The sequence below is a fragment of the Chromobacterium aquaticum genome, from assembly GCF_021129195.1.
Lineage (GTDB): Bacteria > Pseudomonadota > Gammaproteobacteria > Burkholderiales > Chromobacteriaceae > Chromobacterium > Chromobacterium aquaticum.
Genome location: NZ_JAJOHW010000038.1, coordinates 1 through 20,246, shown reverse-complemented (window position 1 = coordinate 20,246; position 20,246 = coordinate 1). Strand labels below are relative to the sequence as shown.

Below are 20,246 nucleotides of genomic sequence, written 5' to 3'. Positions count from 1 at the left end.
CATCACGCACTACGATTTACTGCTTGGTACTGCTTATGCGGGCTCTCCACCGAAGCCGCCTTCACTCCGCCGGCAAACCCAACAAGCGTCGATAGCCCGCCAGCCCCGCCTCCACGCTGTAACGCGCCGCCGTCTCCCGCGCCGCAAGCCGCAGCCCGCCGCCGTCCGTCTCCAAGGCCGCGCCCACCTTCTGCGCCAATGCCGCCGCGTCGAAGAAGTCGGTCAGCTCGCCGTTCTCGCCATCGCGGATCACTTCCCGCACCGGCGCGGTGTCCGAGGCCACGATGCGGCAGCCGCTGGCCATCGCTTCCAGCAGGCTCCACGACAGCACGAAGGGATAGGTCAGATACACGTGCGCGGCCGACACTTGCAGCACCTTTCGGTAAACCTCGTACGGCACCTTGCCCAGGAAGTGCACTCGCTCCGGGTCCACCGGCTTGTCGCGCAGCAGTTTTTCGCGCCAGCTGGCCGCGTCGCGCGGCGCGCTGCCGTAGCTGACGCCGTCCCCGCCGACGATGACGATCTGGCTGTCCGGCCGTTGCCGCAGCAACGCCGGCAGCGCGCGCATGAAGCTGTGGAAGCCGCGATAGGGTTCGAGATTGCGCGCCACATAGCTGACGATGGGCTGGCCGGCGCGCAGCGTCCGGCCATTGGGCAGGCTCAGCGTCGCCGTCGGGTCCGGCCCCAGTTGGCCGCAGCGGATGCCTTCGTGCTGGATGCTCACGTTCGGCCGGTAGGCCGCCGGGTGCAGGCTGTGTTGCCAGTGAGTGGGGGTGACGCTGTGATCGGCGTGCTCCAGGTTGAGCAGGTGCAGCGCGTTGCGCGCCCGCAGCCGCGCCGCGCCGTCCAGGCTGAGCGGGAATTCCGGGTCGAAGTCGGCGTCGGCCCCTCGGCCGTGGTAGTAGTATTCGCTGTAGTGGATCAGCCGCGCCGCCGGGAACAGGTCTTTGAGGAACAGGGTTTCGCCCCAGCCGGGGTGGGCCAGGATGACGTCCGGCCGGTAGCCGCGCTGTTGCAGCGGCTGCAAGGCGCGCAGCACCGCCTGGCCGTGCAGCACCGCGTCTTCGTAGCTGTGCAGATAGGGGTGGGTGTGCCGGTGCGGGCCGCGGTGCGGCCGGTAGCGCAGCAGTTTGACGCCGGCCAGGCCGGGCGCGCTGTCGCGCCCCACCGCCAGCAGCTCGAGGTCCGGTCGCCCTTTCAGGTGTTCGGCGATATGGCGCAGCTGGCCGGGGAAGTTTTGGTGGATCAGCAGCAGTTTCATCTCAGCGCTCGCGCAGGCCTTCGCCAACATGCTGTTGCAGCGGACTCAGGAAGTAGTCGATCACCCGCCGCCGCCCGGTCTTGATTTCCGCGCTCACCGTCATCCCGGCGCTGAGCCGCACCCGCGCGCCGTCTATGCTCAGGTGGTCTTGCTTGAGCCGGATCCGCGCCAGGAACACCAAGCCCTTCTTTTCGTCTTGCATTGCGTCGTGGCTGACGCTGTCCACCACGCCGTCCAGGTAGCCGTAGCGGGTGTAGGGGAAGCTTTCCACTTTGACGGTGGCCGCCTGTCCCGGCCGCACGAAGCCGATGTCCTTGTTTTCGATCTGCGCTTCGATTTCCAGCGTTTCGTCCCGCGGCACCACCGCCAGCAGCGGCTGGGCTTCGGTGACCACGCCGCCCACGGTGTGGATCGCCAGTTGCTGCACGCTGCCGGCCACCGGCGCGGTCAGCCGGGTCAGCGCCTGGCGTTGGCCGGTTTTCTTTTGGTCTTCGCCGTATTGGCGCATTTGTTCGCGCGCTTCGCGCAGTTTGTCGAGGGCGTCGCTGCGGAAGTTGGCTTGCAGCGCTTGGCGTTCTTGTGCTTGCCCGGCGATGGCGGCGTCGAGTTCTTGCAGCCGGCTTTGCTGGCTGGCCAGGTCGCCGGCTTGTTCGATGCGCGCTTGTTGTTTGTCGAGGTAGGCGTGCTTGGAGATGAAGTTCTTGGCCAACAGGTCTTGGTAGTCGTGTTCGCGCGCTTCGGCGATGCGGGCGGTGGCTTGCAGCTTGCTCACTTGCTGGCGGGTGGTGGCGTGTTCGGCCTGGCGTTGGCGCAGGGTGGCGTTCAGCGCTTCGAGCTTGGCCTGGTAGCCGCGCCATTGGCCCAGCGCCAGGCTTTCTTCGGCCAGCCGCTGGCTGTCGGCGATGCCGGGGGTGGCCGGCAGTTGCGGCAGCCTGCCGCTGTCCAGCGCGGCCAGCAGCGCTTGGTAGCGCGCCGCGGCCAGCGCGGCGGCGGCGTGGGCGTCGTCGGCTTTTTGCTTGTCGGCGCTGGCGCCGGTGGCATCCAGTTCGATCAGCACTTGCCCAGCCTGGACTTGCTGGCCGTCGCGCACGTGGATGGCTTTGACCACGCTGGGTTCCAGCGGCTGCAGGATTTTGGTGCGGCCGCCGCTGACGGTCTTGCCGCCGGCGACGGCGACGATGTCGAGCTGGCCCAGCGCGGACCACAGCAGCGCGATGAGGAACAGCGCGGCGATCAGCCGCAGGCTCCACAGCGGCAGCGGCGACAGCGGGCTGTCGGTCAGTTCCAGGTGGGCGGGCAGGAAGGCCAGTTCGTCTTCGCGCCGCGGCTGCGGGTCCAGTTGGTGGCGGATGGCCCAGTGCGCGGCAAAGGCCTGCCGGTAGCGCCGCGCGAAGTCGCGCAGCGCGTGCAGTTGGTGCTTCATGATGCGGGTTTATCCTTGTTGCAGGCTGTGCAGGCGGGCGTAGTAGCCGTTGGGCTGGCGAAGCAGGTCTTCGTGACGGCCGCTTTCGACGATGCGGCCTTGGTCCATGGCGATGATGCGGCTGGCGCCGCGCACGGTGCTCAAGCGGTGGGCGATGATGAGCACGGTGCGGCCCTGGCAGATGGCGCGCATGTTTTGCATGATCGCGCGTTCGGATTCGTAGTCCAGCGCGCTGGTGGCTTCGTCCAGGATCAGGATGCGCGGGTTGCTGATCAGCGCGCGGGCGATGGCGATGCGCTGGCGCTGGCCGCCGGACAGGCTGGCGCCGTGTTCGCCCACCAGCGTGTCGTAGCCTTCGGCCTGTTCCATGATGAAGTCGTGGGCGCCGGCCAGTTTGGCCGCCTGGATCACGTGGTCCAGCGCCAGCCCGGGTTCGGCCAGCGCGATGTTGTCGCGGATGCTTTGGTTGAACAGCAGGTTTTCTTGCAGCACCACGCCGATCTGCCGCCGCAGCCAGGCCGGGTCCGCCAGCGCCAGGTCGTTGCCGTCCACCAGCACGCGGCCGGATTCGGGCACGTACAGCCGTTGCACCAGCTTGGTCAGCGTGCTTTTGCCGGAGCCGGAGCGGCCGACGATGCCGATGACTTCACCGGCCCGGATCTCCAGGCTCAGGCCGCGCAGGATTTCCGGGCCATCCGGGCGGTAGCGGAACACCACTTGGTCGAACTGGATGCGGCCCTGGATCGCCGGCAGCGCCGCGCGGCTGGCCGGCAGTTCGCTGCGGGTGTTGAGGATGTCGCCCAGCCGTTCCACCGAGATGCCGATCTGCTGGAAGTCTTGCCACAGTTGCGCCAGCCGCACCACCGGCGCCGCCACCTGGCCGGCCAGCATATTGAAGGCGATCAGTTGACCCACCGACAGCTCGCCGGCGATCACCAGCCGCGCGCCCAGCCACAGGGTGGCGACGGTGACCAGTTTCTGGATCAGTTGCACGCCGTTCTGGCCGATATTGGCCAGCCGGGTGACGCGGAAGCCGGCGGCGACGTAGGCGGCCAGCTGGTTGTCCCAGCGCCGGGTCATGTGCGGCTCCACCGCCATCGCCTTGATGGTGCCGATGCCGCCCACCGCTTCCACCAGGAAGGATTGGTTGTCGGCGCCGCGCGCGAATTTCTCGTCCAGACGCCGCCGCAGCAGCGGGGTCAGCCCGGCCGACCACAGCGCGTAGCATGGCAGCGACACCAGCACGATCAGGGTCAGCCAGCCGCTGTAGTACCACATCACCGCCAGGAACACGAAGGAGAACAGCAGGTCCAGCACCGTGGTCAGCGCCTGGCCGGTGAGGAAGTTGCGGATATTGTCCAGCTCGCGCACCCGCGCCACGGTGTCCCCCACCCGCCGCGCTTCGTAGTAGGCCAGCGGCAGCGCCAGCAGGTGGCGGAACAGCCGCGCGCCCAGTTCCACGTCGATGCGGCTGGTGGTGTGGGCGAACACGTGGCTGCGCAGCGCCGACAGCGCCACATTGAACAGCGACAGGATCAACAGCCCGACGGCGATCACGTCCAGGGTGTTGAAGGCGCGGTTGACCAGCACCTTGTCCATCACCACCTGGAAGAACAGCGGCGTCACCAGCGCGAACAGCTGCAACACCAGCGACACCGCCAGCACTTCCAGCAACAGCTTGCGGTATTTGACGATGGCCGGCACGAACCAGGTGAAGTCGAACTTGGCCAGCGCCCCCGCCGCGGATGCGCGCGAGGCCATCAGCAGCAGCCGGCCGGCGTAGCGCGCCGCCAGTTCCGCCTGGCTCAGCACTTGCGGCCGGCCGTGCTTGAGGTCGTGGATCAGCACTTTGTCGCCGTCGCAGCGGGCGATGATGAAGTGTTCGCCGTCCGGCCGCAACGCCAGCGCCGGCAAGGCGGTCAGGCTGAGGCGGTCCGGGCTTTGCTTGATGATGCGGGCTTTAAGGTCCAGGCCTTTGGCGGCCAGCAGCAGGTCGGTTTCGCTGAAGGGTTCGGCCTGGCGGCCGTATTGGTGGGTGAGTTGCGCCGGGTCGGCGGCGACGCCGTGGAATTGGGCCAGCAGCACCAGGCCGAGCAAGCCCAAATCGCTGATGTTTGCGGTGGCGGCGGCGCCGTCCGTGGCAGTTTGAGCAAGCATAAAAGCATATTTTATTTATCGAATTGGCGCACGATATTGCTTATTAATACCCATTACAAGTATTACGATGAGATTTTAGCGCGTGATTATTGATCGAAATCATTAAGTACTTGTTTGAAATCGAGCTTTCTTCATTCAAATATATTACTAAGTAAAAATACGCATTGACGTTCCTCCCGCAGGACGAAGATCGTCCCCCCGATCACATCGCCCTCCCCCAGCGCCACGCAGCCATCAGGCAGCGCTCGACTTGTGCAAATGTCGCAGCGTATGCGAGCAAGGATTCCCCAAGCCGTCTAGATTGGTACAATAAGCAGCAACATGACGGCGGTCTCAGAGTCCTCCCAGAAGCCGCCCCCGTGAGAACACCCCCAGCATAGGCAGCAGATGACCAGTCAGAACCAGGCAGCCAACCCGGCGCCGAAAGCAGAGGAAGCGGTGCTTCGCGCACCGGAAAACGAAAACACCCTGGCCACTCTGGCCATTCCGCTGGGCGAAACCATTCTGACGCTGACCGCCAATGGCATTCCCATTTACGGCATCCTGCAACGCAGCCGGGCGATGACCGAACAATCCGATTTCTTTCGGCTGCAATTCCGCGGTTATGCTCGCGCCGAGGGGCACCGCTGGCAGTTGTTCGAGGGCGAGGACAGCCATTTTCAGGCCGCCCACAACTGCGCCTGGGTACGGGTGGACCGACCCAGCCGCACCGTCACCTTCGGACCCAAAAGCGGCGTGATGGCCAGCCCCGGCTTCGTCGGCACTGGACTGGACACCTTTCTGTTCGCCAGCGTCATCTCTTGGGCCAAGGGCATTTGTCCGGATCACGCCATCAGCCCCGGCATGATCAGCATGAGCCAGACCTCGTCGGAAGAAGAGCGGCTGCAACGCAACGCCTTTTACGCCAGCCAGGGTTTTGAATTTGAATGGCAGGACGCCAACCAACGCTCGGCCTTGTACTTCAAGGACAAGGTCAACAAGCTGCTGGGAGTGTGGAATAAGGAGCTGATCACCGAGGTGGGCGGCGAGGCGATGCTGCAATCGCTGGCACGGCAGGACGAAACCCGCGCAGAGCTGGAGCAGCGGCTGGAAAAGCTGGAAAGCGTGCACGACAGCCTGAAACGGGCACTGCAAAAAGAACGCACCACCGCCCAGATCCTGACCGGGGTGCTGATCCTGTTCGCGATCTGCGGACTGTGGGCGGTGATCTAGCGCCGCTCTCCTCCGAAAAGCAGACAATGAAGCAGAATCCCAATGACGTTTTCCATGTACTCAAGCGCGCGGTCGCCGCCGCCTGCGCGACGCTTGTCTGGGTCCAGCCTACCGCCGCCGCTCGGCCAGCCGATATTGACCTGGCCGGCAACAGCATCAAGACCTTGACGCTGAAGCCGACGTCGGAGCCGGCGGAATCGGAACAAGGCTGCACCCCGGATCGCCAGTTGTGTATTGAGCTGGTGGCGCAAACCAAGGAAGCTCCGCCCATTCTCAAGATCCGGCCCGCCGCTGGTCAGGATGCTGGCGCACAGCTGGAATTGCGTGATTTACAGACCGACGCGCTATGGGACAATCGCCGCAGCTTGTCGCTGTGGCCTTACGCGCTGCGGCTTGCCGCCACCGATCAAGGCGTGATGGTGGGCATCCGCGAGGATGTCAGCACCATGTATTCCGGCGGAGGCGGTTCTTTCAGCACGCTGCGCCTGCTACAGATTTACCCCAAGGGCTCCGGATTTGAGATGCGCGAGGTGCTGGCACTGCCGCTGGCCAGTTCCCTGATGATACGCGCGTGCTTTTCGGAGCGGGATTACGCTGACCGCCGCGGCGCCTGTCATGACGAATACAGTTTTTCTTCCAACATCAAACTGGACAGAAGCGTCACCTCCGGCTTCCCGCGCTTGATCTACCGCACCCGCGCCACCAGTTTTCCCGGCCCGGTCTCCCGCAGTCGCGACTCGCTGGGCAAGCGCTTGAGGAAAAAAGACATCGCCACCGTGGTGGACCGGGCCTGCACCTTCCAGCGCCTGCTGACACGGCAGCCGGACAGCGGCGCCTATATGCCGGACAAGCCGATTCCGGCCTGCGAAGAGTATCTCGAGCCTTAGAACCTGTTCAATCGTGAGGTGTTGCACGGTGAGTACAAGCTCAAAATGCTCATGTACCACTCGTACATTCCGCTTTTTCACTCGTTTTCGCCTTGTCTCGCCCTTGCTCGCGAGACTTTGAACAGGCTCTTAAACCCGCCCCTGGATAAACCCGATCGACCCCCTCCCCGCTCAGGCCGCCGGCGCGCCGCCCAAGGCCTTATAGAGATCCGCCAGATTCTTCAATTGCTCCTGGCGCAGCCGAAGCAGCGCGGACTCGCTGCCACGCCGCGCCTTGGCCGCGTCCAGCCAGGTTTGCGCATCGACGGCGCCCGCGCGGTAGCGGCTTTCCGCCAGCTGTTCGCTACGCCGGTTCAAGGCCAGCGTTGCGGTTTGCAGCTGAACGACTTGCAACAGCCGCTGACGCGCGCTCAGCGCGTTGTCCACCTCTTGATAAGCGCCGTACAAGGTCTTGCGGAAACTGACGGTTTCCAATTCATAATCCGCCTGGCTGGTTTTCAGTTGCAGGCCTTGCTTGCGCCATTCCAGGAAGGGCAAGGACAAGGACGCACCCAGGCTCAGCAGCGGGTTTTGCACCAGGCTGCTCAACGCGCTGCTGCTGGAACCCAGCGAGCCGGTCAGTTTCAGCGCCGGAAAGAAGGCCGCGCGCTCCTGATCCACCTTGGCCAGCTTGCCGCGCAAGCGCGCTTCCGCCGCCATCAGGTCCGGCCGCCGTTCCAGCAGGCTACTAGGCAGGCCGGCGTCTATCGCCGGCTGGCCGGGCGCCAGCGGCAGTGGGCCTATCGGCGGCAGCGCCGCGCCGGGCGCATGGTCCAGCAACAAGGCCAGCGCGTTCTCCTTTTGACCGCGTTCATCGGCCAGCGTCAACAAGTCCGCCTGCTGGCTCAGCACCGCGCTACGCGCTTGGGTGACATCCTGTTCACTCGTGGCGCCGGCGCGCCATTTGGCTTCGGCCAACGCCTGGATGCGACGCAGATCCGCCAGATCCGCCTTCCCCAGCGTCTGCCGCGCCTTGAGCGCGGCAATGTCCCAGTACAGGCCCGCGGCGGTACTGTCGGATAGCAAGCGGGCGGCGGCCTCGTCGTAGGCGCTGGCGCGGAACTCCTGATCCGCCGCGCGCAGGCGCGCATCCACCCGCCCCCATAGATCCAGCTCGTAACTGGTACTCAAACTGCCGCCGCTGCTGCGGCTCCAGGCCGAGGATTCGCCCAGCGTGCGCTTGGTCCCGGCATTGATGTCACCGCTCAGGGAGGGCAAGGCGTCGCTGCGCTCCAGACCGGCGGCAAGCTGGGCCTTGCGCAGCTTGAGCAAGGCGATGCTCAGGTCCGGGTTGTGGCTGCTCGCCTGCTCCAGCACCGCCAGCAGGCTCGGGTCGTCAAAGCCTTGCCACCAGTGCTCGCGGCTCATGTCCGCCTGGGTTTGGGTCCCAGCGCTGCGCCATTGCGCCGGCGCGTCCAGTTCCTGGCGTTGATATGGCGTGCTTTGGCAGCCGGCCAGCAACAGGGCCAGGCTCAAAACAAAGAGGTTGGATTTCCAAAGCGTCAAATACTTACTCCCGCGCCAAGGCGTCAATCGGATTCAGACGCGCCGCGCTGCGCGCCGGCAAGTAGCCGAACACCACCCCTATCGCGGTGGAGCATGCCACCGCCAGGCCGATGGCCTTCAGCGACAGCGCCATTTTCCATTTGCTGACCAAGAGCGCGAACACGAAGCTGATGCCATAGGACAGGCCGATGCCTATGGCTCCGCCCACCAGGCAGACCAGCACCGCCTCGGTCAGGAACTGCTGCAGCACATCGGCCTGGCGCGCGCCCACCGCCATGCGGATGCCAATCTCGCGGGTGCGCTCGGTCACCGATACCAACATGATGTTCATCACGCCGATGCCGCCCACCACCAGCGAGATCACTGCGATCAGGGTCAGCAGCAATGCCAGGGTGCGACTGGTGTTTTCCACCGTTTTCAGCACTTCGTCCATATTGTAGGTAAAGAAGTCCTTGCTGCCGTGACGCAGGGTCAGCAGCTGGCTGAGCGCCTTCTCCGCCAGCGCGGTGGGCTGGCCTTCCTTGATGCGCACCACCATGTAGTCGAAGAAGACCTGCCCGAACAGGCGGCTGCCGGCGGTGCTGTAGGGCATCCACATTTGCAGCGATTTGCCGCCGTAGCCATTGTCCTTGGTTTCCGCCACGCCGATGACGGTGGCCGGCAGGCTGCCCACCAGGATCACTTTGCCTATGGGATCGGCATCGGCGAACAATTTACGGCGGGCATTGCTGTCTATCACCACCACCTGGCGCTGCATGCGCACATCGTCCCGGTCAAAGCCCAGGCCGGCCACCACTTTCAGGCCGCGCACGCGCAAATAGGTGCTGTCCACGCCGGACACCGAGGCGTTGACGTCGACGCTGCGGTAACGGATGCGCAGATTATTGCTGGTCACCGGCGACACGCTGTCGACATAGGGCTCCTCGGCCAGCGCGGCCAGGTCGCCTGCCAGGAAGGTGCGCACGCCGTCGGCCTTGTCGTCGCCCCAGTCCTTGCCGCGGTACACGGTGATGGTATTGGTGCCGATGGAACGGATATCGTTCAGCACATAATTGCGCGCCCCCTCGCCCACCGCGATGATGGATACCACCGAGGTGATGCCGATGATGATGCCCAGCATGGTGAGCATGGTGCGCAAGCGGTTGGCCAGCATCGCCAGCATCGCCATCTTGAAGGCCTCGCTCGTGCGTTCGCGCCAGGCCGGGCCGGGTTTGGCGCTGCGCGGCGCGCGTTCCTCGGCCGCGGCTTCGGCCGCGCCGGCCGCGCTATCGCGCAGGATTTCGCCGTCGCGGATTTCGATGATGCGCTCGGTCTGCGCGGCGATGGCCGGATCATGAGTAACGATGATGATGGTGTGCCCCGCGGCGTGCAGCTCCTTGAGGATGGCCATCACTTCTTCGCCGCTGTGGCTGTCCAGCGCTCCGGTGGGTTCATCGGCCAGGATGATGTCGCCGCCGTTCATCAGCGCCCGCGCGATGGACACCCGCTGTTGCTGACCGCCGGACAACTGGCCGGGACGGAAGTCCTCCTTGCCGGCCAGGCCCAGCCGCGCCAGCAGCTGTCGCGCGCGCTCGCGCCGCGCCTCATGGCCGATGCCGGCATACACCGCCGGCATCGCCACATTGTCGATGGCGCTCAAATGCGGCAGCAAGTGATAACGCTGGAAGATGAAGCCGAAGTGCTCGCGCCGCAGCGTGGCCAGCTGGTCGCTGTCCAGTTCGCCGACATCACGCCCGCCCACCTGGTAGCGACCGGCCGAGGGCTGATCCAGGCAGCCCAGAATGTTCATCAAGGTGGACTTGCCGGAACCGGAGGCGCCGATGATGGCCACCATTTCGCCGGCGCGTATGCTCAGGCTGACATCCTTGAGCACCGCCACCTCCTCCTCGCCGGACGGAAAGCGGCGCCACACGCTGGACAGCGTCAGGCCTGCTCCGCTCATGCGCTCACCATCACGCCGCCGCTGGGTTCTTCTTCCTTGCCGCCGGCTTCGCTGGTCACCACTTTCTCGCCGGCTTTCAGGCCGTCCAGGATCTGCACCCGGGTGGCGGTTTTCAGGCCGATACGCACCTGGCGCTCATGCAGCTGTCCATCCTTGCCCTGTACCTTGACGCTGTGGCGGCCATCCTTGCCGGCCGCGCCCAGCGCGCTCAGCGGGATGCTCAGCGCTTGTTTGGACTCCGCCAGCACGATGCTGATCTGCGCGGTCATGTCCACGCGCAGCTTGCCGTCCACGTTCTTGACGTCGAACAGCGCCTTGTAGAAGTTGGCGTTGTTGATTTTCTCCGGCGTCGGCAGGATGGCGCGCAACTTGCCGCGGATGGGCCGGTCCGGCGCGCCCAACACGGTGAAATACACCGGCAGGCCCGCCTTGACGCGGATCACGTCGGCCTCGGCCACCTGGGCATGCACCGTCATCGTGCTCAGATCGGCCAGTTTCAGGATCACCGGCACGGTCTGGCTGGCGATCACGGTCTGACCTTGCTGGGTGACGATCTCGATCACCTCGCCGTCCATCGGCGCGCTGATGCGGGTATAGCCCAGCGTGGTGCGGTTCTTGTCGATCTGGAAGCGGTTCTGGCGAATCTGCGCCTGCAGATCGTCCAGCTCCGCCGTCTGGGCTTGATAGGCGGTTTCCGCCGCCAGCAGGTCTTTTTGCGAGGTGGAACCCTCGCCCATCATCTGCTTCTGACGCGCCAGCTCGCGCCCGGCCTGGCGCAGCGAGGCCTGCTTGCCGCGCAGTTGCGCGACGCGGGACTCCAGTTGCGCTTCGGAGGCTTTCAAATCGTTGAGGCTGTTTTCCGGATCGATCTCGGCCAGCAACTGACCTTTGCTGACACGGTCGCCGGCCTCCACTTTCAAGGTCTTGAGCTGACCGCTGGCCTGGGCGCCCACATCCACCTGCCGCAGCGGCTTGAGCACGCCGCTGGCCAGCACCACGTCTTCAAGATCGGCCCGGCTCACCTCGGCGGTCAGCACCTGCGGCGCCGGCTTGGGCGCCAGCCATAACCAGAGCCCCCAGCCGGCAGCGGACAGGGCGGCCGCCAACAGGATGCCGTTACGCCACGGTCGCCGGCCCAAACCGGCGCGCCCCCGCAGCAAGCTCACCAGGCACAGCGGCAGCAGCAGCTTGCGAATCCAACGCTTCCAGAATTTCATGTAGAGACATCAAGCCAAAATTAAATCGAACAGCTTAGGACCACGCATCACGTGGCTTGGTTGCAGTCCGCCGCAACATTACCCTGTCGGCATGGAGAACCAGCCAAGCCTCCTCGACGGCTACAACGGCGGCGTCAAGCCACGCGCCAGATAGCTTTCCCGCAGATGCTGGCGCAAGCAGTCCGGACACAGGCAGTCGCCATGGCCATAGGGCAAGGGCAGCACCTGCGGCAGATCAGCGCACCAGCAGCCGCCCTCCGCGCCGCCGTCGCCGCAGCGGAAGGCCGCGCCGCAGCGCTCGCAGCGCTTGTCCTTGACCTTGGGCCGCAGCGCGAGCAAGCGCCGCCACACCGCGCGTTTCTGCTCATCGTCGAAGCCGGACCAGCCGGCGATCTCGTCCAAGGTGCGCAGACAGCCCAGGCAGTACCCGCCGCCCTCGTCGAGACGGCACAGGCCCACACAGGGCGAAGCCGGGGCAGGCAACCCTTTTGTCATTTAAAAACACTTTCCATACGGCCAAATCAGCCCGCCATCTTAACGCAAAGCCGCCCCCATCGCAGAGATTGCCGCCATGGGCTTGACGCTGAACGCTTTATGCACCAAGAATGTGCCACCGCCTTATTCCTGAGGCGAATATCCAAATAGACAAAGCTAAATAAACAAAGAGATCTCAGGAGAAATACATGAAAACGCATCTCAGCCTCATCGCCTGTGCCGTGTTGGCCCTGACCGCCTGCGGCAAATCAGAACAAAGTGCCGGCAGCGCGCCGGCCGATGCCGGCGCGACGGTGGTGAAAATTGGCTCCGCCAACCCGCTGACCGGGCCCTTCGCCCACTGGGGCCGCGACGCCGACAACGGCGTCAAGCTGGCGGTGGCCGAGGCCAATGCCGAGAAACTGACCCTGGACGGCAAGCCGGTTTCCTTCGAAGTGGTGTCCGAAGACGACCAAGCCGATCCCAAGACCGCGGCCCAGGTGGCGCAACGCCTGGTGGACGGCAAGGTGGCCGGCATCATCGGCCATCTCACTTCCGGCGCGGCCATCCCCGCTTCGCGCATTTACTCCCAAGCCGGCATTCCGATGATCGCCGCCTCGGTGACCAGCCCCAGCTTCACCCAGCAAGGCTTCAAGAACACCTTCCGCATCATCGCCAACGACCGCCAGCAAGGCGAAGCGCTGGCCAAGTACGCGATAGACACGCTGAAGGCCGGCCGCATCGCCATCGTCGACGACCGCACCACTTACGGTCAGGGCCTGGCCGACGATTTCGCCAAGGCGGTGGAAGCGGCCGGCGGCAAGGTGGTCAAGCGCGAATTCACCAGCAATAGCGCCACCGACTTCATGGCCATCCTCACCTCGATCAAGGGAACAAAGCCGGATCTGCTGTTCTACGGCGGCATGGACGCCCAGGCCGCGCCCATGGTCAAGCAAATGAACAAGCTGGGTCTGAAAGCCGCTTTCATGGGCGCGGACGGCATCAACACTCCTGAGTTTTCCAAGCTGGGAGGCGACAGCGCGGAGAGCAGCTACGCCTCCAGCGCCGGCGCGCAGAAGAACAAGATGCCGGGCTTCGCCGATTTCAGCGGCAAGTACAAGCAGCAGTTCAACGCCGAGATCCAGGCCTACGCGCCCTACACCTATGACGCCACCCGGGTGATGATTGCCGCGATGAAGCGCGCCGGCTCCGCCGATCCGGCCAAATACCTGGCGGAATTGCCCAAGACTGATTTCAAGGGCGTCACCGGCGAAATCCGCTTCGACGACAAGGGCGATATCCAGCATGGCACCGTCTCGCTGTACCAGCTGCGCAAGGGACAATGGGTGGGTCTGTAAACCCATTGCGGCCTGTGCCGCGCCCGGAATGCAACCCCGGCTTCAGGCCGGGGTTTTTATTTGTCCGAGTTTTTGCGCCTGACGGAAAAAAAGCCTGGCGCCATATTAAATAAATAGCTATAACTATTTATTCACACACTAACATAAGGAGATTGCATGGGCCTGCTTATTTCCCTGGTGGCCGGAGGTCTGATCGGCTGGCTTGCCGGCAAGGTCATGGGCGTCAGCGAGGGCATCATCGCCAACATCGTCATCGGCATCATCGGCTCGGCGCTGGGCCATTGGCTGTTCGGCCGCCTATTGGGCATCGCCTCCGCTTCCGCCGCCGGCTCCTTCTCCCTGCCCGGCCTGGCTTTCGGCATTGCCGGCGCGGCCATCCTGATTTTCCTGTTGAAGAAAATCGGCCTGCTCCATTGAAGCGGGCAAAGAAAAAGGCGACGCGGAAGCGTCGCCTTTTCATTGCGGTTCAAACGGTTTACTTGGCCGCGGAAGCATCCTTGGCCGCGGCGCCGCCGCCCACGGTTTCCAGCACTTTCCATTCGCCGTTCACCACTTTGTAAACGGTGATGCCGCCGTCCTTCAAATCGCCCTTGGCGTCGTAAGTCCAGTTGCTGGAAGTCACACCGGTATGAGTGATCTTGGCCAGCACCGGCAGATAGACCTTGGGATCGGTGGAGTTGGCATCCTTCATCGCCTGGATCAGCGTGCGGGTAGCGTCGTAACCGTACGGCGAGTAGGTGGCCACATCCATCTTGAAGCGCGCCTTGTAGCGGCTCTCGTAGTCCTTGCCCTTGGGCATCTGCTCCAGCGGCAGGCCGGCCAGCGAGGCGATGGTGCCGTCGGCTTCCTTGCCCGCCAATTGCAGGAAGGTCGGCGTCTTGGTCATTTCGCCGGAAATCAGCGGCGCGGTCAGACCCAGGCGCTTCATCTGCTTGGCCATGGGCGCGGATTGCGCGTCGGCGCCGCCGTAGAACACCACGTCCGGCGCGGCGGCCTTGATCGAGGTCAGAATGGCGGCGAAGTCGGTGGCCTTGTCATTGGTGAACTCGCGCTTGACCACATTGCCGCCGGCGGCCTTGGCGGCCTTCTCGAACTCGTCGGCCAGGCCCTGGCCGTAAGCGGTGCGGTCGTCAACGATCACCACTTTCTTGGCGCCCAGTTTTTCCACCACGTACTTGCCCATCACCGAACCTTGCTGGGTGTCGGAGGTCATGGAGCGGAAGGTGTTCTTGAAGCCCTGCGCGGTGAAAGCCGGCGAAGTCGCCATCGCAATCATCGGGATGCCGGCGTCGGAGTAGATCTTGGACGCCGGAATGGCGGTGCCGGAGTTGAAGTGGCCGATGATGCCGTTCACTTTTTCATCAACGAATTTCTGCGCCAGCTGGGTGGCGGTTTTCGGATCGGCCTGGTCGTCCTGGGCCTCCAGTTCGAAGCTCACCGGCTTGCCGCCGATGGTGGGCTTCTCGGCGTTGGCGTCTTCGATCGCCAGCGTCACGCCGTTTTTGTATTCTTCGCCATAGTGGGCTTGCGGACCGGTCAGCGGAGCGGCGAAGCCGATCTTGACCACGCTGCCCGCGGCGGCTTCCGCGCCGGCGGAGGCGCCGGCAGCCGGCGCGCCTTCTTGTTTCTTGCCGCATGCGGACAAGGCGACAGCGGCGGCTACCGCCAGGGAAAGGGTCGTCAACTTGTTTACTTGCATCGTGTTTCCTCTATTTCTCCAGAGATCCCCATCCATCAATCGCAACGAACGGGAGTTTGCGGAACCTGTCTAGTGTTGTTATAGGCTTTCCGCTCATGCCCAAGTCCGACATGGACCCGGGCGCGGCGGCTGGCGGCATTATTTCAAGGCCGCCAGCTTGTGGCAAGTGGCTTGTTGGACAAGCCACTTGCCCCATGCGCGCCGGCGCATGGGTAAACTGCTTTGACTCGCGCTTTTTCATGACGAGCGGGCCTCCGTCACCGGGACCCGCCCTGCCTTTAGTCGCCTATGCTCATCAGACTGGCATTGCCGCCCGCCGCGGTAGTATTCACGCTGAGCGCGCGCTCCACCACCAGGCGGTGCAGATTGTAATGGCCTTGCGCGTCGGCACGCAGCAGCGGCACCAAGGCGCCGTCGCGCGCGGCCAACGCGTGCTGGGCGGCTTCGGCCTCGGCTTCGGAGCCGGAGAACAACACCGCGCCGACATCCGCAGCCAACACATCGGCGTCCAGCTCCACCAGGGCGCCCAGCTTGGCGGCCAGCTCTCGTCCCGCCTCATTGGCCGGCAGCAGCGCGCGGTTGCCGGTGGCGAAGGCCGCCGCCAGCTGCTCCGCCAGCGCCTGCGTCGTTGCCGCTTGGCACGCGACCTTGCCGCGAGGCGCGAACTGCAGCGAGTTCCGCTCGCCGGTGGGGCCCGGCAGGTTCACCAGGCAAGACAAGGCGCTATCCTTGCGCGCCGCCGCGATGGCGGCCGCCAAGTCCAGACCCAGGCCACCAGCGGCCGCCGCCAGCGCGTCCAAAGCCGGCAAGGACAGCGGCAGGGTTTCCGCCGCCAGTTTCGGCTCCCAAGCCGCGCGGCTCAGCCGGTACAGATAGAAGGGACCGCCGGCCTTGGGACCGGTGCCGGACTTGCCTTCGCCGCCGAAAGGCTGCACGCCCACCACCGCGCCGACGATATTGCGGTTGACGTAGACGTTGCCGACCTTGATCTGAGCAACGATGTTGTCGATGGTCTCGTCGATGCGGCTGTGAATGCCGTGAGTCAGGCCATAGCCTGTGGCGTTGATTTCGGCCACCACCTTGTCCAGCTCATTGGCCTCGAAGCGCAGCACATGCAGCACTGGACCGAACACTTCGCGTTTCAGCTGCTTGAGATCGGCGATTTCAAACAAGGTCGGCGCCACGAAGGTACCATTGGCGCAGCCATCATCCAGCTTGATCTGGTGAGTGGCGCGCGCGCTGGCCTTCATTTTCTCGATATGGGCCAATAGGCCAGCCTGGGCCTCGGCGTCGATCACCGGGCCGACATCGACATCCAGCTTGGCCGGATTGCCGACTTTCAATTCATCCATCGCGCCCTTGATCATGGCGATGACCTTGTCGGCGATGTCGTTCTGCAAATAGAGCACGCGCAGGGCCGAACAACGCTGGCCGGCGGAATCGAAGGCCGAACTGAGCACATCGGTGACCACCTGCTCCGGCAGCGCCGAGCTGTCCACGATCATCGCGTTCTGGCCACCGGTTTCGGCCACCAGCACCGGATCGCCACCGCGCTTGGCCAGCGTGCGATTGATGATTTGCGCCACCTCGGTGGAACCGGTGAAGATCACGCCCTGCACACGCGGGTCCGCGGTCAGCGCCGCGCCCACCACTTCGCCGCGGCCCGGCAGCAGTTGCAGCGCCGCGCGCGGCACGCCGGCCTCGTGCAACAGCCGCACCGCATGCGCGGCGATCAGGCTGGTCTGCTCCGCCGGCTTGGCCAGCACCGCGTTGCCGGCCGCCAGCGAGGCCACCACCTCGCCGATGAAGATGGCCAGCGGGAAGTTCCACGGGCTGATGCACACCACCGGGCCCAGCGGGCGATGGCTGGCATTGTCGAACTCATCTTCGATCTGCGCCGCGTAATAGCGGCAGAAGTCCACCGCCTCGCGCACCTCGGCGATCGCGTTCGCCAGCGTCTTGCCGGCCTCGCGCACCGCCAGGCCCATCAGCGCCGGCATCTGGTCTTCCATCAGGTCCGCCATCCGTTGCAAGCAGGCGGCGCGTTCGGCCACCGACGTGGCGGCCCAGTCGGCGGCGCCTTGCTGCGCCAGGTCCAGCGCGCGGCCCACATCTGCCGCGCTGGCTTCGATCACGCGGCCGACCAGGTCGTCGTGATCAGCCGGGTTGCGTACCTGTTGCACTTCGCCATCGGTGACATCGCCGTCGCCCAGCATTGGGAAAGCGCCCCATTGCTGCTTCTCGGACATTTGCAGGCCTAATTGCAGCGTGGCCAGCACATGCTCGCTGGACAGGTCCAGGCCCTTGGAGTTTTTGCGCTGCTGGCCATACAGTTCCAACGGCGCCGGAATCTTCTTGTGCGGCAGGCCGCCATGGCGCGCGGCCTCGGCCACCGGGTCCGCCACCAGTTCGTCTATGGATACCGCCTCATCCACGATGCGGTTGACGAAGGAGCTGTTGGCGCCGTTTTCCAGCAAGCGGCGCACCAGATAGGCCAGCAGGGTTTCATGCGAACCCACCGGCGCGTAGATGCGGCAGGCCTTGCCCAACTTGTCCTTGCCCACCACTTGGTCGTACAGGGTTTCGCCCATGCCGTGCAGGCACTGGAATTCGTAGTCCTTGCCGGAAGCCAGGTTGAATACCGCGGCCAGGCTGTAGGCATTGTGGGTGGCGAACTGCGGATAGATCGCGTCCTGCGCGGACAACAGCTTCTTGGCGCAGGCGAGATAAGCCACATCGGTGTAAACCTTGCGTGTGTAAACCGGATAGCCCGGCAAGCCATCCACTTGGGCGCGCTTGATCTCCGCATCCCAATACGCGCCCTTGACCAGGCGCACCATGAAGCGGTGATTGGTGCGGCGCGCCAGGTCGATCAGGAAGTCGATCACATAGGGACAACGCTTCTGGTAAGCCTGCACCACGATGCCTATGCCTTCGAAGCCATCCAGATCCGGATCCTTGGCCAGCGCCTCGACCAGATCCATGGAGATTTCCAGGCGGTCCGCTTCCTCTGCATCGATGTTCAGACCGATATCATACTGCTTGGCCGACAGGAACAGTTCCTTCAGGCGTGGCAGCAGTTCCGTCATCATCCGCTCGTGCTTCATACGGCTGTAGCGCGGGTGGATGGCCGACAGCTTCACCGAGATGCCGGGGCCTTCGTAAATGCCACGGCCGGCGGACGCCTTGCCGATGGCGTGGATGGCGGTCACATAGTCTTGCAAATAGCGCTGCGCGTCGGCCTCGGTCATCGCCGCCTCACCCAGCATGTCGTAGCTGAAGCGATAGCCGCGTGCCTCGCGCTCGCGGCCGTTGGCCAGCGCTTCTTCAATGGTTTCACCGGTCACGAACTGCTTGCCCAGCATGCGCATCGCCATGTCCACGCCTTTGCGGATCAACGGCTCGCCGCCTTTGGCGATCAAGCGGGTCATCGCCGCCGACAAACCATTCGCGCTGTGCGAGGCCACCAGCTTGCCGGTCACCAGCAAGCCCCAGGCCGCGGCATTGACGAACAAGGAGGCGCTATTGCCCAGGTGAGCCTTCCAATCGCCTCGTGAAATCTTGTCGCGAATCAGCTTGTCCGCCGTTTCGCGGTCCGGAATGCGCAGCAGCGCTTCGGCCAAGCACATCAAGGCGATGCCCTCGGCGCTGTCCAGAGAAAACTCATGCATCAAGGCATCCACCCCGCTGGACTTGGTGCGCTCACGGCGCACCTCCGCCACCAGGCGCCGCGCCAGGTCCTGAACCGCCTTGACCTCGCCATCACTCATTGCCGCCTGCGGCAACAGCGCCTGCACGCACTCGCGTTCGTCACGGCGATAAGCCGAGGTAATGGCGTCCCGCAGCGTCAGCTGGCCATGGGCAAATGCATCGAATTGCATGAATCATCTCCGTGTAGTTTGCAGCCCCAGGCTATCTCTTTTTTAGTGCCTGGAAAATTTGCCTATTGTATACAAATACAAATGAATTGCTGGACAATATGAAGGAAAGTTTTCAGCCAATAATCTCTGCACGAACAAACTCAAGCCGTACAAGCAGTTAGCCACCATCGCCATGCTCCTTCCCCCTCGCCACTGTTGCATGCCAACAACTTGCCCTCGCATCAAACCCATTGCGAATGGGCAAGCCGGCACATGCCAAAGCTGACGCAACATGCCACAATGCCGCCCTGAGCTTCTTCATCATAGGCAAACCAATCATGCAAACCGTGTTGATCACCGTGAACGCCAGCCCCTACGGCAATGAGCGCGCGCTCTCGGCCCTGCGCCTGACCTTGACGCTGGCGCAACAGAACGAACGTTGCCGGGTACTGCTATTCCTGCTGTCCGACGCTGTCGTCACCGCATTGAAAAATCAGAAAACCGCGCAAGCGCCCAGCTTGGGAGAGATGTTGGCCGAGGCGCTGGAGTTGGGCGTGGAGGTTCGCGTCTGCCGCACTTGCGCCGACGCGCGGGGAATCGATGACAGCCTGCTGCTGACGGGCGTGAAGATAGGCACCATGCCGGAACTGGCCGAATGGACGCTGAGCGCGGACAAGACGCTCAGCTTTTAAACCCGAAAATGCAAAAAGCCCAGACCGTTTGGTCTGGGCTTTTACATTGGGTGCCTGGCAATGTCCTACTTTCACATGGCGAATGCCACACTATCATCGGCGCTAAGGCGTTTCACGGTCCTGTTCGGGATGGGAAGGCGTGGGACCGCCCCGCTATTGTCGCCAGGCATAAACTGTGTCGCTTGCCGCTGGGGAAGCGAAACGCCAAGTCTAAGACTTGGCGTTATCGTATTGGGCGTCTGGCGGTGTCCTACTTTCACATGGCGAATGCCACACTATCATCGGCGCTAAGGCGTTTCACGGTCCTGTTCGGGATGGGAAGGCGTGGGACCACCTCGCTATGGCCACCAGACATAAACTGGTACAAACTTAAAGAAGCCTGGGATGGTGTACACCACCCCGCATATATTCGGTATTCAATTGTGTCGCACAACACTATCTCGTCACTCGGTTTCCCAAGCCACTCAAATGATAGGATCAAGCCTCACGAGCAATTAGTATCGGTTAGCTTAACGCCTC

14 protein-coding genes and 2 rRNA genes are annotated in these 20,246 nt (G+C 63.9%); 5 read left to right on the top strand and 11 right to left on the bottom strand.

Annotated elements, in window-relative coordinates; genetic code table 11:
• Positions 1-61: 61 nt before the first annotated feature.
• The 3 genes from LQT98_RS06930 to LQT98_RS06920 are packed head-to-tail and all read right to left on the bottom strand — an operon-like array spanning position 62 to position 4,841.
• Positions 62-1,261, bottom strand: a complete 1,200-nt coding sequence (locus LQT98_RS06930) for a glycosyltransferase family 4 protein (protein ID WP_231461635.1) — start codon at positions 1,259-1,261, stop codon at positions 62-64.
• Between the two features lies 1 nt (position 1,262).
• Positions 1,263-2,684 (bottom strand): HlyD family type I secretion periplasmic adaptor subunit, encoded by a 1,422-nt coding sequence (locus LQT98_RS06925; protein WP_231461634.1) that lies wholly within the window; start codon positions 2,682-2,684, stop codon positions 1,263-1,265.
• A gap of 9 nt (positions 2,685-2,693) precedes the next feature.
• Positions 2,694-4,841 (bottom strand): type I secretion system permease/ATPase, encoded by a 2,148-nt coding sequence (locus LQT98_RS06920; protein WP_231461633.1) that lies wholly within the window; start codon positions 4,839-4,841, stop codon positions 2,694-2,696.
• 387 nt (positions 4,842-5,228) lie between these two features.
• Between LQT98_RS06920 and LQT98_RS06915 the strand changes: the two genes are divergently transcribed.
• Both LQT98_RS06915 and LQT98_RS06910 read left to right on the top strand, forming a co-directional pair.
• Entirely contained in the window at positions 5,229-6,053 is an 825-nt protein-coding gene (locus tag LQT98_RS06915) for a hypothetical protein (protein ID WP_048411418.1), read from the top strand.
• A gap of 26 nt (positions 6,054-6,079) precedes the next feature.
• The gene (locus LQT98_RS06910) at positions 6,080-6,940 is read left to right on the top strand and encodes a hypothetical protein (protein ID WP_231461632.1); all 861 of its coding nucleotides are present in this window, start codon (positions 6,080-6,082) and stop codon (positions 6,938-6,940) included.
• A gap of 171 nt (positions 6,941-7,111) precedes the next feature.
• On the opposite strand, the gene LQT98_RS06905 is transcribed toward LQT98_RS06910, so the two are convergent.
• From LQT98_RS06905 to LQT98_RS06890, 4 genes are all read right to left on the bottom strand, one after another.
• Positions 7,112-8,485, bottom strand: coding sequence for an efflux transporter outer membrane subunit (locus LQT98_RS06905; RefSeq protein ID WP_231461631.1), 1,374 nt, complete (start codon positions 8,483-8,485; stop codon positions 7,112-7,114).
• A 4-nt stretch (positions 8,486-8,489) separates the two neighbouring features.
• The gene (gene macB / locus LQT98_RS06900) at positions 8,490-10,427 is read right to left on the bottom strand and encodes a macrolide ABC transporter ATP-binding protein/permease MacB (RefSeq protein ID WP_231461630.1); all 1,938 of its coding nucleotides are present in this window, start codon (positions 10,425-10,427) and stop codon (positions 8,490-8,492) included.
• Positions 10,424-11,644, bottom strand: coding sequence for a macrolide transporter subunit MacA (gene macA / locus LQT98_RS06895; protein WP_156184002.1), 1,221 nt, complete (start codon positions 11,642-11,644; stop codon positions 10,424-10,426). Before macA ends, macB begins: the two co-directional genes overlap by 4 nt.
• A 120-nt stretch (positions 11,645-11,764) precedes the next feature.
• On the bottom strand, positions 11,765-12,139 hold the full coding sequence (locus LQT98_RS06890) for a cysteine-rich CWC family protein (protein ID WP_231461629.1): 375 nt from the start codon (positions 12,137-12,139) through the stop codon (positions 11,765-11,767).
• Between the two features lie 188 nt (positions 12,140-12,327).
• Here LQT98_RS06890 and LQT98_RS06885 point away from each other — a divergent pair, with 188 nt between their 5' ends.
• Together LQT98_RS06885 and LQT98_RS06880 are read left to right on the top strand one after the other, a co-directional pair.
• Positions 12,328-13,476: a branched-chain amino acid ABC transporter substrate-binding protein gene (locus LQT98_RS06885; protein ID WP_231461628.1), complete on the top strand. Its 1,149-nt coding sequence runs from the start codon at positions 12,328-12,330 to the stop codon at positions 13,474-13,476.
• 156 nt (positions 13,477-13,632) lie between these two features.
• A complete protein-coding gene (locus LQT98_RS06880; protein WP_048411930.1) occupies positions 13,633-13,893 on the top strand; it encodes a GlsB/YeaQ/YmgE family stress response membrane protein in 261 nt (86 codons plus the stop codon).
• A gap of 58 nt (positions 13,894-13,951) precedes the next feature.
• Here the strand turns inward: LQT98_RS06880 and LQT98_RS06875 are convergent, their stop codons facing one another.
• Positions 13,952-15,175, bottom strand: coding sequence for a branched-chain amino acid ABC transporter substrate-binding protein (locus LQT98_RS06875; protein ID WP_231461627.1), 1,224 nt, complete (start codon positions 15,173-15,175; stop codon positions 13,952-13,954).
• Between the two features lie 278 nt (positions 15,176-15,453).
• Positions 15,454-19,056, bottom strand: coding sequence for a trifunctional transcriptional regulator/proline dehydrogenase/L-glutamate gamma-semialdehyde dehydrogenase (gene putA, locus LQT98_RS06870; protein WP_231461626.1), 3,603 nt, complete (start codon positions 19,054-19,056; stop codon positions 15,454-15,456).
• A 317-nt stretch (positions 19,057-19,373) separates the two neighbouring features.
• On the opposite strand from putA, the gene LQT98_RS06865 reads away from it, so the two are divergent.
• A complete protein-coding gene (locus tag LQT98_RS06865; RefSeq protein WP_231461625.1) occupies positions 19,374-19,727 on the top strand; it encodes a DsrE/DsrF/TusD sulfur relay family protein in 354 nt (117 codons plus the stop codon).
• 52 nt (positions 19,728-19,779) lie between these two features.
• Here the strand turns inward: LQT98_RS06865 and rrf (LQT98_RS06860) are convergent.
• Positions 19,780-19,894, bottom strand: a 5S ribosomal RNA gene (rrf, locus tag LQT98_RS06860).
• 70 nt (positions 19,895-19,964) lie between these two features.
• Positions 19,965-20,079, bottom strand: a 5S ribosomal RNA gene (gene rrf / locus LQT98_RS06855).
• Positions 20,080-20,246 lie beyond the last annotated feature (167 nt).

Excerpts from the sequence above, each read along its gene's own strand:
- LQT98_RS06930 (WP_231461635.1), bottom strand. The coding sequence starts at position 1,261 with ATGAAACTGCTGCTGATCCACCAAAACTTCCCCGGCCAGCTGCGCCAT.
- LQT98_RS06925 (WP_231461634.1), bottom strand. The coding sequence starts at position 2,684 with ATGAAGCACCAACTGCACGCGCTGCGCGACTTCGCGCGGCGCTACCGG.
- LQT98_RS06920 (WP_231461633.1), bottom strand. The coding sequence starts at position 4,841 with ATGCTTGCTCAAACTGCCACGGACGGCGCCGCCGCCACCGCAAACATC.
- LQT98_RS06915 (WP_048411418.1), top strand. The coding sequence starts at position 5,229 with ATGACCAGTCAGAACCAGGCAGCCAACCCGGCGCCGAAAGCAGAGGAA.
- LQT98_RS06910 (WP_231461632.1), top strand. The coding sequence starts at position 6,080 with ATGAAGCAGAATCCCAATGACGTTTTCCATGTACTCAAGCGCGCGGTC.
- macB (WP_231461630.1), bottom strand. The coding sequence starts at position 10,427 with ATGAGCGGAGCAGGCCTGACGCTGTCCAGCGTGTGGCGCCGCTTTCCG.
- macA (WP_156184002.1), bottom strand. The coding sequence starts at position 11,644 with ATGAAATTCTGGAAGCGTTGGATTCGCAAGCTGCTGCTGCCGCTGTGC.
- LQT98_RS06890 (WP_231461629.1), bottom strand. The coding sequence starts at position 12,139 with ATGACAAAAGGGTTGCCTGCCCCGGCTTCGCCCTGTGTGGGCCTGTGC.
- LQT98_RS06885 (WP_231461628.1), top strand. The coding sequence starts at position 12,328 with ATGAAAACGCATCTCAGCCTCATCGCCTGTGCCGTGTTGGCCCTGACC.
- LQT98_RS06880 (WP_048411930.1), top strand. The coding sequence starts at position 13,633 with ATGGGCCTGCTTATTTCCCTGGTGGCCGGAGGTCTGATCGGCTGGCTT.
- LQT98_RS06875 (WP_231461627.1), bottom strand. The coding sequence starts at position 15,175 with ATGCAAGTAAACAAGTTGACGACCCTTTCCCTGGCGGTAGCCGCCGCT.
- putA (WP_231461626.1), bottom strand. The coding sequence starts at position 19,056 with ATGCAATTCGATGCATTTGCCCATGGCCAGCTGACGCTGCGGGACGCC.
- LQT98_RS06865 (WP_231461625.1), top strand. The coding sequence starts at position 19,374 with ATGCAAACCGTGTTGATCACCGTGAACGCCAGCCCCTACGGCAATGAG.